The organism is Paraburkholderia bryophila, assembly GCF_013409255.1.
GTDB lineage: Bacteria > Pseudomonadota > Gammaproteobacteria > Burkholderiales > Burkholderiaceae > Paraburkholderia.
Genome location: NZ_JACCAS010000002.1, coordinates 2886841 through 2898604, shown reverse-complemented (window position 1 = coordinate 2898604; position 11764 = coordinate 2886841). Strand labels below are relative to the sequence as shown.

General features: G+C 64.7%; 13 protein-coding genes. 8 read left to right on the top strand and 5 right to left on the bottom strand.

Features of this window, described 5'->3' with window-relative positions; translation table 11 throughout:
• Positions 1-100 precede the first annotated feature (100 nt).
• Together GGD40_RS33885 and GGD40_RS33880 are read right to left on the bottom strand one after the other, a co-directional pair.
• The gene (locus tag GGD40_RS33885; RefSeq protein ID WP_179709573.1) at positions 101-577 is read right to left on the bottom strand and encodes an OsmC family protein; all 477 of its coding nucleotides are present in this window, start codon (positions 575-577) and stop codon (positions 101-103) included.
• 129 nt (positions 578-706) lie between these two features.
• Positions 707-1075: a hypothetical protein gene (locus GGD40_RS33880; RefSeq protein WP_179746669.1), complete on the bottom strand. Its 369-nt coding sequence runs from the start codon at positions 1073-1075 to the stop codon at positions 707-709.
• A gap of 164 nt (positions 1076-1239) precedes the next feature.
• Here GGD40_RS33880 and GGD40_RS33875 point away from each other — a divergent pair, with 164 nt between their 5' ends.
• From GGD40_RS33875 to GGD40_RS33865, 3 genes are all read left to right on the top strand, one after another.
• Complete coding sequence (locus tag GGD40_RS33875) at positions 1240-1884, top strand: HD domain-containing protein (protein WP_179709576.1); 645 nt, start codon at positions 1240-1242, stop codon at positions 1882-1884.
• A gap of 113 nt (positions 1885-1997) precedes the next feature.
• Positions 1998-2735, top strand: a complete 738-nt coding sequence (locus tag GGD40_RS33870) for a glycine zipper 2TM domain-containing protein (RefSeq protein WP_179746668.1) — start codon at positions 1998-2000, stop codon at positions 2733-2735.
• Between the two features lie 112 nt (positions 2736-2847).
• On the top strand, positions 2848-4854 hold the full coding sequence (locus GGD40_RS33865) for a bifunctional DedA family/phosphatase PAP2 family protein (RefSeq protein WP_179746666.1): 2007 nt from the start codon (positions 2848-2850) through the stop codon (positions 4852-4854).
• A 188-nt stretch (positions 4855-5042) separates the two neighbouring features.
• Here the strand turns inward: GGD40_RS33865 and GGD40_RS33860 are convergent, their stop codons facing one another.
• Positions 5043-6074, bottom strand: coding sequence for a phytanoyl-CoA dioxygenase family protein (locus GGD40_RS33860; protein WP_257030659.1), 1032 nt, complete (start codon positions 6072-6074; stop codon positions 5043-5045).
• Between the two features lie 112 nt (positions 6075-6186).
• Between GGD40_RS33860 and GGD40_RS33855 the strand changes: the two genes are divergently transcribed.
• Positions 6187-7251 (top strand): fatty acid desaturase, encoded by a 1065-nt coding sequence (locus tag GGD40_RS33855; protein WP_179746664.1) that lies wholly within the window; start codon positions 6187-6189, stop codon positions 7249-7251.
• Positions 7252-7307: 56 nt separating this feature from the next.
• Positions 7308-7652, top strand: coding sequence for a non-heme iron oxygenase ferredoxin subunit (locus GGD40_RS33850; protein WP_179709584.1), 345 nt, complete (start codon positions 7308-7310; stop codon positions 7650-7652).
• Between the two features lie 45 nt (positions 7653-7697).
• Here GGD40_RS33850 and GGD40_RS33845 read toward each other — a convergent pair whose 3' ends face one another.
• The gene (locus tag GGD40_RS33845) at positions 7698-8735 is read right to left on the bottom strand and encodes a LacI family DNA-binding transcriptional regulator (protein ID WP_179746663.1); all 1038 of its coding nucleotides are present in this window, start codon (positions 8733-8735) and stop codon (positions 7698-7700) included.
• A 234-nt stretch (positions 8736-8969) separates the two neighbouring features.
• On the opposite strand from GGD40_RS33845, the gene GGD40_RS33840 reads away from it, so the two are divergent.
• Positions 8970-9116, top strand: coding sequence for a hypothetical protein (locus GGD40_RS33840; RefSeq protein WP_179709588.1), 147 nt, complete (start codon positions 8970-8972; stop codon positions 9114-9116).
• 51 nt (positions 9117-9167) lie between these two features.
• Here the strand turns inward: GGD40_RS33840 and GGD40_RS33835 are convergent, their stop codons facing one another.
• On the bottom strand, positions 9168-9608 hold the full coding sequence (locus tag GGD40_RS33835) for an ester cyclase (protein WP_179746661.1): 441 nt from the start codon (positions 9606-9608) through the stop codon (positions 9168-9170).
• A 217-nt stretch (positions 9609-9825) separates the two neighbouring features.
• Between GGD40_RS33835 and GGD40_RS33830 the strand changes: the two genes are divergently transcribed.
• Both GGD40_RS33830 and GGD40_RS33825 read left to right on the top strand, forming a co-directional pair.
• A complete protein-coding gene (locus GGD40_RS33830; protein ID WP_179709592.1) occupies positions 9826-10935 on the top strand; it encodes a Dyp-type peroxidase in 1110 nt (369 codons plus the stop codon).
• Positions 10932-11735: a family 1 encapsulin nanocompartment shell protein gene (locus tag GGD40_RS33825; protein ID WP_179746659.1), complete on the top strand. Its 804-nt coding sequence runs from the start codon at positions 10932-10934 to the stop codon at positions 11733-11735. Before GGD40_RS33830 ends, GGD40_RS33825 begins: the two co-directional genes overlap by 4 nt.
• Positions 11736-11764 lie beyond the last annotated feature (29 nt).

Sequence of the window (11764 nt, the reverse complement as noted above, 5' to 3'; positions counted from 1 at the left end):
CCGGTTGCCGCGCTCGCGACTGTTCAGCGCGGGCGCGGCAACCGTATTGCGTGTGCGGCTACGCTGCGTTAATGCTGGTTCAATGCTGGTTCAATGCCGGTTACGGCGCGTCGGTTGAAACGGACGGCTCGCAGAGAATCGGAAAGTTGACCGAATTCGCGATGTAGCATTTTTCGTGAGCCGTGTGATGCAGATGCGTGGCCAGTTCCACATCGCCACCTGCCCGGATCACCACGTGCGGGCGCAACACGATCTGCGAGAAGCGGCCCTGCTGCGGATCGTCGAGCATGGTGCCTTCGGCGTCGTCGCGATAGTCGAGCACGATGATGCCGGCGTCCGAGCACAGGTGCAGATACCAGAGCTTGTGGCAGGCGCTGGCGGAGGCGACCAGCAGGTCCTCCGGATTCCAGCGCTCGGCGTCGCCGAGAAAGGCCGGGTCTGCCGAGCCGGGAATCGCCGGCTTGCCGCCTGAGGTGATCACATGATCGCGGCCGTAAGCGCGATATCCCGAGGTGCCGCTGCCGCGGTTGCCTGTCCACTGCACCGATACGTCGTATTTGTGCTCGCCATGCGCCATACCCTTCTCCTTCGTGGTTGAACCGGATTCGGTTGTCGGGACGTGCATTTTATAGGGGACTGTTGAGGAGCGGCGTGGCCGCCGGCGTTAAGCGCTAGCTTGGCGGAGTTGATCGGCCGGCGTTACGCACTAGCGTGGCGGCGCAACTCGGCCGGCAAGCCCCGGCGCGCGCGGGTCCGGATTCGCGTACAGGCTCGTGCCGTTGGCCCGCGCGGTGCTGAGATTGGGACCCGCTCCCCCGCCGCTAGTTGTACCCATCGCGGGCGCGGCGGGCGCTGTGCCCAAGCCCGGCGTTGGACCGGGACTGGCACTCGGACCAGGCCCCGGCGTCACGCCAAGTCCCGGGAGACCTGCGTTATTCGCGCCGCCCGACTGCGCGCCGCTCATGCCGACGTCACCACTATTGCCGCCCGACTGCGCATACGCCGCGCCGGCGACACCCACGACCAGTGCCGACATCAACACCGACACGGCGAACCTACCCGTTACGATCTTCATAGCCCACTCCGTTACTTCGTCGAACTGCTCTCACCCGCTGCGTCGCGCCTGACGCGACCGCTCAAAGAGTATGACGACGCAAAACCCGCTTTGTTCAGCGCCGCCGAATCAGCAATCGGCAGACGATGCGCGATAATCGGCGGCTTTCCTCACGGACCGCACCGATGACTGCCACCGCCTTCGCCCCCTTCCAGGACCTCGCGCAGACCCTGCTGCCGCACGCTGACGACGACAACGGCGACGGCTCGCACGACACCTCGCATCTGCAACGCGTCTGGAAAAACGCCGCGGCCATCCACGCGGAAGAAGGCGGCGACCCGCAGGTACTGTTCGCTGCGACGCTGCTGCACGACTGCGTCGCCGTCGAGAAGAACTCGCCGCTGCGTGCGCAGGCCTCGCGCCTGTCGGCCGAAAAAGCGGCACGCGTGCTGAAGTCGCTCGGCTGGACGGACGCGACCATTCAGGCCACCGCACACGCGATCGAGGCGCACAGTTTTTCAGCCGCCGTCACCCCGACCACGCTCGAAGCGAAAACGCTGCAGGACGCCGACCGCCTCGACGCGCTCGGCATGCTGGGCGTGGCGCGCTGCTTCTACGTCGCCGGACGGATGGGCCGCGCGTTATACGATCCGGCCGACCCGCACGCGGCGCACCGTCCGTTGGACGACACCCGCTACACGCTCGACCATTTCCACACCAAGCTGCTGAAACTGGCCTCCGGTTTTCAGACCGCGACCGGCACCCGTTTGGCCGGCATTCGCCACGCCCGTTTGCAGCGTTTTCTCAACGAATTCAGCGACGAAATCTGAATCTGTAACAACCCGGACAAAGCTGTACAAATCCTTACAAAGCCGCTTGCTGTTTGCGTACACCGCCGGCCTGGCTGCCGCGTTATTGCAGGCACCTACACGCGGAGTCCGCCATGAACAACAACCTTACTTCCACCCAGCCGCAGCGCAGCCGTATTCATCCGTTGGTCGCGGGGGCCGCGGTCGCCGTGATTCTCGCGAGCGCCACCGGCATCGCCGCAATGACGGGTCTGCTGCCCACCTCGCACGCCGTCACGGAACCGGCGACGCCCGCTACCGCGATCGGCGCGATCTCCGCGCAAACTGCGCCTGGCGTCAACGCACAGGTCACCGCCACGCAGCCGGCACAGGTACAGCAACCCACGCAACAAATCGCGCAGCAACCTATGCAACAAGCCGCACCGGTCCGCCCGCCGGTGCATCACACGCACCCGCGCCCACCTATGAGCGCGCCGACCTACGCGAACAATCAGGAATACCAGGCTCCGTATCCATCTTCGGCGCAGCGGCCGGTCGCCGATCCGTACGCGGGCGAAGTCGTCGCCATCAACACGGTGCAAGCGCCCGAGCCGACCACGGGCCTCGGCGCGCTGGGCGGCGCGGTGGCGGGCGGTCTCGTCGGCAATCAGATCGGCGGTGGACGCGGCAAGATCTTCACGACCATCGCGGGCGTGGTCGGCGGCGGACTGGCGGGCAACGGCATCGAGCATGCGGTGCGCAAGCAGACCTCTTATCAGGTGCAGGTGCGCATGCAGGACGGCAGCTACCGCAACTTCAACTATGAGACGCAACCGCCCGTGCAGATCGGCGAACGCGTGCGCGTCTCGGGCGATTCGCTGAGCGCTTCGTGAGCGTCCAGCCGGTTTGGCCAATTTGACCGGCCGGCTGTTGTCACCGATGGAATAAGAAGGCCGCCGTGCGCGTTATGATCAAGCGTTACCCGAGGACGCCCGATCGCGCACGATGGAGCACGCCTACCTTCACTTCCTGCATTCGCTCGCCGGGCATCCGCAATGGATGCTCGCGGTCGTCTTTCTCGCGGCCTTTCTGGAGGCCGTCGCCGTTATCGGCACCTTCATTCCTGGCAGCACCGCGATGTTTCTCGCCGGCGCGCTGACCGGCACCGGCTCGCTCAGTCTCGTCTGGGTCTTCGTCTGGGCGATCGCGGGCGCGATTGCCGGCGACGGCATGAGCTTCTGGCTCGGCGGCCGCTACAAGGACCGCATCGTCCGGTTCTGGCCGTTCTGCAAACATCCCGAAGTCCTCGAAACGGGCCACCGCTTCTTTCGCAAGCATGGCGCGAAGAGCGTCGTGCTGGCCCGCTTCGTCGGACCTTTGCGGGCCATCGTGCCGGTCGTGGCCGGCATGCTGGGCATGCCGCCGCTGCGCTTCTACGCCATGAACGTGCTGTCCGCGCTGCTGTGGGCGCCCGCCCATATCCTGCCGGGCGTGGTGTTCGGCGCGTCGGTGCTGCTGGCGGGCGCGGTGTCGTTCCGGCTCGTCGTGATTCTCGCGCTGCTGGTGGCCATCGTCTGGCTGAGCTTTCGCGTTGCCCGGTTTCTGCTCTCGCATGCGAATGCCTGGTCGAGCGCCGCGGGCCGCTCGATCGGCAGTTGGGCGTGCCGGCACCCGGGTCCGCTCGGGCGTTTCGCGCGCAAGATGCTCGACCCCGAGACGCCGGACGCCAGTACCCTCCTGCTCACCTCGCTGATCGTACTGGTGTCGGGCGCGCTGTTCTTCGGCGTGCTCGACGACGTGATCAGCGGCGACCCGCTGACGCAGGTCGATCTGTCGGTCTATCACTTTCTGCAGTCGGTTCGCACGCCGTGGGGCGACACTGTCCTCGCGAGTCTCGCGATGCTCGGCAGCGGGCTCACGCTGGCGGCGCTGATCGTCACGGTCGTTGTGTGGATGTTGCTGGAGCGGCGCTGGCGCACCATCGGCTACTGGCTCGCCGCGGTCGTGTTTTCCCAATTGCTGATCTACGCACTGCAATTCGCGATGCGCCGCGCGCCGCCCAACGAATTGATGTCCACCGCGTACGCGTTTCCGAGCAATCACGTGGCGGCGACGGTGATCGTCTACGGCTTCCTGGCCTTCCTGCTCGCGCGGCGGGTCGGCAAGCTGGAAGGCGTGTTCGTCGCGACCGTGAGCACGGTCGTGGTGATCGTGGTAGCGCTGGCGGGGCTGTACTTCGGCCGCTACTGGGTGTCCGACGCGATCGGCGGCGCGGCGCTCGCGTATGTGTGGGTCGCGATCGTCGCGCTAACCGCGATGTGGCGGCATCCGGAAGCCCCGCCGGCCCGTACGCTGATGCCGGTCGTGGTGCTGGCGGTCGTGCTGGTCAGCGTCGGCGTGCAACTGGGTGTCGCGATGCCCTCGCCGCGGCCCGACACCATGTTGCGGCGGCCACCCGTGCTGGTCACGCAGGCGCAATGGACGCTCTCGGCCTGGAAGCATCTGCCGTGCTACCGCTCGGACATGGGCGGCGATCACAAGGAGCCGCTCACGCTGCAGTGGCTGTCGAACGCCGAATCGATTCGCGGACAACTCCGCGCTCAAGGGTGGATCGAGGGCACGGACCTGTCCGCGCACAGCCTGCTCTCGCTCGCGTCGCCCAACGTCGCGGCGGTGTCGCTGCCGGTCTTGCCGAAGCTCAATAACGGCGTGCCGTCGTTGCTGGTCTTCATGCGCGCCGGCGACACCCGCGACGAACGCGACGTGCTGCGCTTCTGGCCGAGCGGTTACGCGGTCGAGAACGGCATCTCCGCAACGCCGCTATGGGTCGGCTCGTTCGCGCATGAGCGGCTGTCGCGGGCCTCGTGGCCGATCAACATCTTGCGGGTCGACCGCTCGGCCAGTGGGTTCGACCCCCACACGCGCGCCGGTGCGGCGCTCGGTGCGTCGATCCTGGCGAGGGTGATCTGCGACGGTGTGCCGGTCGCGCTGCTGGCTTCGCCGGTGGAATGAAACGCCGGTTGACAAAGCCGCGGAATGCGTAGCTATCCACATGACGCATGCACGCGCGCGTTCGCTGCTCCCGCGAAGAAAACGCTCTGTGTTCAAGGAGTTGGCGCGGTTGGCCAGGACTTGTCCACAAGGATATGAACATTTTCTGTGGATAAGATTCGCGAACGCGAAACGCGAGGCAACCCAACCTAACGCATCGCGTTCCTGCGCCCTTCGGCATTGGTGGCCACCGCAATCTCGTCGAGGTTCTGCGGATAGGGAAAATTGAGGCCGAGCAATTGACGCATGGTCGGACTCGCCCGCCTGACGAAGTCCTCGCCGGCCATGGCGCGTAAATCTTCCATCGGCTTTACGAACTTCGGCAGGTACTGAATCAATACCGCGCTGCGATCCTGCGTACTGCGATTGGGCATGGCGCAGTGCCACGTCGCGCCGAAGAACACGATCGCATCGCCCGGCTCCGCGATCATGCGCTCGCAACGCTCGAAGAACCGGTCGCCTTCGGCGGGATAGCGCAACTCATGCTGCGTGTGCGGTACGAATGCGGTCGCGCCAGTCTCGGCGGTGAAGGGATCGAGCGGAATCGTCACCTGCGCATTGAGCGGAAACGACGTATTGATGCCGCGCGGAAACGTACCGGGCAGGTGGTAATCCCAGTACGGGTAGTCGATGTGCGGTTCCTGCCCAGGGCCGCTGGGAAGGATGCGGTTGGCCGCGATCGACCCCATGATGAAGTCGTCGCCGAGAAAGCGCCGCATTGCCCCGACCAGCAGCGGCTGCTCGGCCATCTGCGAGAACACCTCCCCCTTCGCCAGCAGATTCCACACGCGCCGCTGAAGATGCAGCCGCTGTTCCTCAGCCGCCTGCCCCTGGAAGTGCGTGACGGTTTGCGCGCGATCCTCCGAATGCGCCATCACCACTCGACGTGCTTCGGCCACCTGACTTGCGCTAAAGAGCCCCCGCAGACAAATCGCACCAGGACCTTGGGTCAAGGCGTCGACCACCCTTTCGGGGCTGGCTTCTTTCGGTTCGATCCTGTTCACGACTGTCTCCTCAGCGATGGACCGCGCGGCGCGGCGTCCGCTTCTGTCGTCAAGCATAGAAGACAAGCCAGGCTCATTGCAAGATTTATTGCCACCATAAAAAATATGGAATTTATTTTCCATTTTCATGGCCCTGTCTGACGGGACGTGCACCGCTGTTTGATGGAAATCCATCATTTTTCAACGTGATCCGACAGGCACGCTCATCTATCGTTGACCCAGCGAACTCCTTGTCTCATTGAGGGGAAACCCGCAACGACAGAACACCTCAGCCAGCAGGAGACACTTCATGTCCTCGATGCCCGGCGACGGCACAGCCGCGCCTCACGTCACCGACACCGCTTTCGAAGACGGCATCGGCCAGCAGTGGTATCGGCCGGCGATTCCACGCGCCGTGCTCAAAGAGCTGATGAAGCGCAGCGACGCCGCGGGCTGGCGCAACTTCGGGCTGTGGCTCGCGTTGCTGATTGCGTCCGGCGTCGTGGCGGGGCCGACATGGGGAAGCTGGTGGGCCGTGCCGGCGTTCTTCGTGTACGGCACGATCTATTCGTCCAGCGATGCACGCTGGCACGAGCTCGCGCACGGCACGCCGTTCAAAAGTCGCCGCGCCAACGATTTCTTCTATCACCTGTCGTCGTTCATGACGATCCGCGAAGGCTACTGGTGGCGCTGGAGTCATGCGCGCCACCATACGCATACCTACTTCCAGACACGCGACCCCGAGATTCAGGTCACGCGGCCAACCCGAGTCTGGCCGATCGTTATCGACTTCGTCGGTCTGGTGGGCTGCCCGCTTGAAATCGGCAAGATCGTGCGGCATGCGTTCGGCCGCGTCGATGCGTCGACGGATGCATTTCTGCCCGCCGCCGAGAAACCGAAAATGATCGCGTCTTGCCGCGTTTACCTGGCGGTGGTAGCCGGCACGATCGCGCTTGCCGTCGCGCTGCACAGCTTTCTGCCGCTAATGTTCATCTGGACGCCGCGCTTCTACGGCGGCTGGCTGCATCAACTGCTGGGCCTAACGCAACACGCGGGGCTCGCCGTCAATGTGAAGGATCACCGGCTCAACACGCGCACGGTGCACATCAATCCAGTGTTCCGTTTTCTCTATCTCAACATGAACTACCACCTCGAACACCATTTGCTGCCGATGGTGCCGTTCCACGCGCTGCCGCGTCTGCATGAAGCGATCAAGGATCAGTTGCCGCCCGCCTATCCGAGCCTCTACTCGGCGTATCGCGAGATGCTGCCCGCGCTGTGGAAACAGCGCTCCGATTCCACGCATGTGATCGAAAGAACGCTGCCGGCGAGGGACGTGCCGCAGGGTGCGCTCCCCGCGCAATCGAACGCCTGAACCACGCTGAACCACGCCGAAGAACACCGAACCACGAAACCAGAACGGAGACAATCGTGACAGTCGAAACAAACGACATCAAATGGGTCGTGGCCTGCGCCACCGGCGACATCGACGAGGAGGACGTGATGCGCTTCGATCACGCCGGCGCGAGCTACGCGGTGTACCGCATCGATCAGGGCTTTTTCGCGTCCGACGGCTGGTGTACGCACGAACGCGCGCATCTCGCCGATGGCTTCGTCGTGGATGGCGAGATCGAATGTCCGCTGCATCAGGGGCGTTTCGACATTCTCACGGGCAAGCCGATGAGCCCGCCGGTGTGCGTACATCTGAAGACGTATCCGGTGCGCGTCGAGAACGGCGAGGTGCTGCTTGGCGTGACATCGCGAGACGAAGCATGACCACGCGCCCCGCGATGGTGATCGTCGGCGCGGTCGTGACCACCGCTAATCGCTGAGCGGCAAATTCTCGCGCAGCAACACCGTGACGGGAATCTGATGCGGCAACGCGACGCCTGGATCGCGATGGTAGTGCCGCAGCACGATTTCGATGGCACGCATCGCCTCGCCGCCCGGATTCTGGTCGAGCACGGCGTCGAGCGTGCCTTCGATCAACTGGCGCCGCGTTCCCTCGTTGAGTTCATGCCCGACAAACACAGTCGAGCGCACGCGGTCGAGCGCGACGAGCGCGGCTCCCACGCCCTCGTTGCCCACTGAGATGTTGTAGATGCCGCGCAGGTCCGGGTAGCGCCGGAAGGCGTCGCGAATCAGGCGCTCGGTGACGGCCGATTGCTCGCGGCTCTCGACGGTCTCCACGATGTCGCAGCTCGGAAAACGGCGCCGCAGCACCGAACGAAAACCGCTTTCGCGTTCCTCGTGGCCGAGGAAATCGTGCATGCCGGTCAGCACCAGCACCTTGCCGCCCGCCTCGCCGAGAAAACGGCCGACCAGTTCGCCGGCCACCCGTCCCGCGCAGCGATTGTCGATACCGACATAGGCGAGCCGCCCGGTGCCCGGCAGATCGCTCGCCAGCGTGACGACCGGCATCGCACGGATGATCTGTCTCAACGCCGTGGTGATGTCCGGGTGCTCATACGCGACGATCACGAGCGCGTCCGCCTTCTGCGTGGCGCGGTGAATAGTATCGACCACGCGGGCCGGTTCGAGGCCGTCGAAATACGTGACCGCGCAGATCACGCGCTGCGCCTCGAAGGTTTTCTGCGCGACCTCGAAGCCCTGTTTCAACGACACGTAGTACGGCGCCACCGGCTGTTGCATCAGGATCGCGATGCGCAGCCAGCGCACCGAAACCGCTTCGAGCGCGCGATCGATCTTCAGCTTGCGCGCCCATTCGAGCACGCTGGTTTCCTTCTCACGCGACACGCCGCCACGGCCGTTCAACACACGGTCGACCGTCGCCTCACTGACACCGGCGGCCTTCGCGATGTCGGTCATGCTCGTCTTGCGGCGGTTGGAACTGGGCATGCGCGTCCGGGCGAGGGAAAGGAAACGGCGACGGACAGGATCATCGCACCGCCGTTGCGGCACATCAAGCGGCGGCGTCGAGTGGGCGCGTAGCCGGTAGGTCGCGCATAATACGGTGCGATGCGCGGTGCGATGCGCGGTGCGATGCGCGGTGCGATGCGCGATGCGATGCGCGCAGTGCTTCCTTGCAGGTCCGCATTGCGACGAGAAACCTGGCCGACTGGAGCGACACGCATGTCACCCAACGCCCGCCGTGACGCCACCAAACCGGCGCGTCACCGCTTCTTATGGTTCATTGCCCTGTGGCTGCTCGGCGTCGCGGGAACGGCCTTGCTGGTGCTGCCGTTTCATCTCATGATCGCCGCGGCCATGCGCCATTAGCATGAACGCCAATCATCGCCCGGCCGCCGTGCAACTCGCTAACCGCGAAGTTCAGGGCCGCTCGAGCGACGCCGGCAACTGCCCCAGTTGCCGGAACACCGCGAGCCAGTCCTCGAGGTGCCAGGTTTTCGCAATCAGATCGCCGCGCATCTCATGGAACGAGTGAATCGCGAATTTTATCGGTTTGGAACTGGCCGCAATACCGAGCAGTTTCCCCGTTTGCGTGCCGCTGATCTCCGCGCGCACGCCGACCCGCTCGCCGTGAATCAGCACGTCGAGAATGGTGACGTGCATATCGGGCATCGCCGTGGCGATGTCCTCGAAAATCGGAATCATCTGGTCCGGTCCCGGCGCCACGCCGGCAGGCTCCGGCACGTACTCCCAGTCGGACGTGACGACGGTTCGCAACAAGGCGATGCTCTTCTGCTCGAAGGCGCGATAGAACGTGTCGATGGCTTGATGAATCTGATCTTCGCTAGCGGGCGACGTCATGATCGGTGGCTCCGGGGATTGGTCGCGGCGAACCCAATTCGCTCGCCGCTCTCATGATAAGCCCGCATCCGGGATGCCTGCGTACAAGGTGCGCGATGTGTGCAACGTTCGCATAGGCAGCCTGGCGGTCATGAAGTGCCCGGCCGGTATAACATCCGTTGGCGACAGTCGTTTCATTGCGATCGGAATTCGTCACGACCTAATCACATTCAATCCGATGACTAAAGAACTCCTCGACACTCCAGAACGCGCCGATCCCCCAGAGCCGCAAGGCATCTGTAAAGACCTCACCCGTAGCGCGATCTTTCTGGTCGCGACCCTTGCCCGCGACAGCGACGCCGTGGAAAAAGTGCGCGCGTGGACCGGCGACATCGCCGCGCTGGTGCGCGCCGTCGGCAAGCGCGTGCCGGCCGGCGACCTCTCGTGCGTGTGCGGCTTCGGCTCCGACGCATGGGACACGTTGTTCGGCGCACCGCGCCCCGCCCGTCTGCATCCGTTCCGCGAATTCGGCACGGGCGAACGCCAGGCCATCGCGACGCCGGGCGACATCCTGCTGCACATTCGCGCCGAACATATGGACCTGTGTTTCGAGCTCGCCACGCAGTTGCTGGCGCCGCTCGGCGACGCCGTGACCGTGGTCGACGAAGTACACGGCTTCCGCTACTTCGATATGCGCGACCTGGTGGGCTTCGTGGACGGCACGGAAAATCCGGCGGGCCGCGAGGCGGTGCAGTTCACCCTCATCGGCGACGAAGACCCGGACTTCGAGAGCGGCAGCTATGTGCTCGTGCAGAAGTACCTGCATGACATGGCGGGCTGGAACGCGCTGCCCGTCGAGACCCAGGAACTGATTATCGGCCGCAAGAAATTGTCGGATATCGAGCTCGACGCTGCGGTGAAACCATCCCGGTCGCACAGCTCGCTGACCACGCTGACCGAGAACGGCAAGGAAGTGAAAATCCTGCGCGACAACATGTCGTTCGGCCGCCCGGGCTCGGGCGAATTCGGCACGTATTTCATCGGCTATGCGCGCTCGCCCGCGCCGATCGAGCAGATGCTGGAGAACATGTTCGTCGGCCGTCCGCCCGGCAACTACGACCGGCTGCTCGACTACAGCCGCGCGGTCACCGGCAGCCTGTATTTCGTTCCGTCGGCCACCCAGCTCGACGAACTCGCGGACCGCGAGCCGCAACCCGCCGCGGCGGTCGACACGCCGTCCGACGCGTCGTCATCCACCGAGCCGCATCACGAAGGCTCGCTGAATATCGGCTCACTCAAGGGACTCACTGGACTCACCGGACTCACTAAAGGGAATCGCCCAACATGAACAATCTGCATCGCGAGCTGGCCCCCATCTCCCGCGCCGCCTGGTCGCAACTCGAAGAGGAAGTGGCGCGCACCTTCAAACGCAGCGTAGCCGGCCGCCGTGTGGTCGACGTCAAGGGCCCGGGCGGCACGGAACTGTCCGGCGTCGGCACCGGGCATCAGACCACGATCGGCGCGCCGCAGGAAGGCGTGGTGGCGAAGCTGGCCGAAGTCAAAAGCCTGGTCGAACTGACCGTGCCGTTCGAACTGCAGCGCGAAGCGATCGACAGCGTGCTGCGCGGCGCGAAAGACGCCGACTGGCAACCCGCGAAAGAAGCGGCCAGGCAGCTCGCCTACGCCGAAGACCGGGCGATCTTCGACGGCTATCAGGCGGCGGGCATCGGCGGACTGCGTGAGGGTTCGTCGAATCCGGTGCTCGCGCTGCCGGCCGACATCAGCGACTATCCGAACGCGATCAGCGAAGCGCTCGAACAGTTGCGGCTGGCCGGCGTGGACGGCCCCTATTCCGTGCTGCTCGGCGCCGATGCCTACACGGCGCTCGGCGAAGCCCGCGACCAGGGCTATCCGATCCTCGAACACATCAAGCGGATCGTGAACGGCGAGATCATCTGGGCGCCGGCACTCGCGGGCGGCAGCGTGCTGTCCATGCGCGGCGGCGACTTCGAATTGCACCTCGGCGAAGACGTGTCGATCGGTTATGTGAGCCATACCGAGACGACCGTGCGACTCTATCTGCGCGAAACGCTGACCTTCCTGATGCTGACGAGCGAAGCGTCGGTGACGTTGAGCCAGGTTGAGTAAGCGGCGCCGGTAGTCTGTCGCTGAGTCCG

What these genes read in the sequence shown, in the direction of transcription:
- GGD40_RS33885 (WP_179709573.1), bottom strand. Translation starts at nt 577, where the DNA reads ATGGCGCATGGCGAGCACAAATACGACGTATCGGTGCAGTGGACAGGC.
- GGD40_RS33880 (WP_179746669.1), bottom strand. Translation starts at nt 1,075, where the DNA reads ATGAAGATCGTAACGGGTAGGTTCGCCGTGTCGGTGTTGATGTCGGCA.
- GGD40_RS33875 (WP_179709576.1), top strand. Translation starts at nt 1,240, where the DNA reads ATGACTGCCACCGCCTTCGCCCCCTTCCAGGACCTCGCGCAGACCCTG.
- GGD40_RS33870 (WP_179746668.1), top strand. Translation starts at nt 1,998, where the DNA reads ATGAACAACAACCTTACTTCCACCCAGCCGCAGCGCAGCCGTATTCAT.
- GGD40_RS33865 (WP_179746666.1), top strand. Translation starts at nt 2,848, where the DNA reads ATGGAGCACGCCTACCTTCACTTCCTGCATTCGCTCGCCGGGCATCCG.
- GGD40_RS33860 (WP_257030659.1), bottom strand. Translation starts at nt 6,074, where the DNA reads ATGATGGATTTCCATCAAACAGCGGTGCACGTCCCGTCAGACAGGGCC.
- GGD40_RS33855 (WP_179746664.1), top strand. Translation starts at nt 6,187, where the DNA reads ATGTCCTCGATGCCCGGCGACGGCACAGCCGCGCCTCACGTCACCGAC.
- GGD40_RS33845 (WP_179746663.1), bottom strand. Translation starts at nt 8,735, where the DNA reads ATGCCCAGTTCCAACCGCCGCAAGACGAGCATGACCGACATCGCGAAG.
- GGD40_RS33840 (WP_179709588.1), top strand. Translation starts at nt 8,970, where the DNA reads ATGTCACCCAACGCCCGCCGTGACGCCACCAAACCGGCGCGTCACCGC.
- GGD40_RS33835 (WP_179746661.1), bottom strand. Translation starts at nt 9,608, where the DNA reads ATGACGTCGCCCGCTAGCGAAGATCAGATTCATCAAGCCATCGACACG.
- GGD40_RS33830 (WP_179709592.1), top strand. Translation starts at nt 9,826, where the DNA reads ATGACTAAAGAACTCCTCGACACTCCAGAACGCGCCGATCCCCCAGAG.
- GGD40_RS33825 (WP_179746659.1), top strand. Translation starts at nt 10,932, where the DNA reads ATGAACAATCTGCATCGCGAGCTGGCCCCCATCTCCCGCGCCGCCTGG.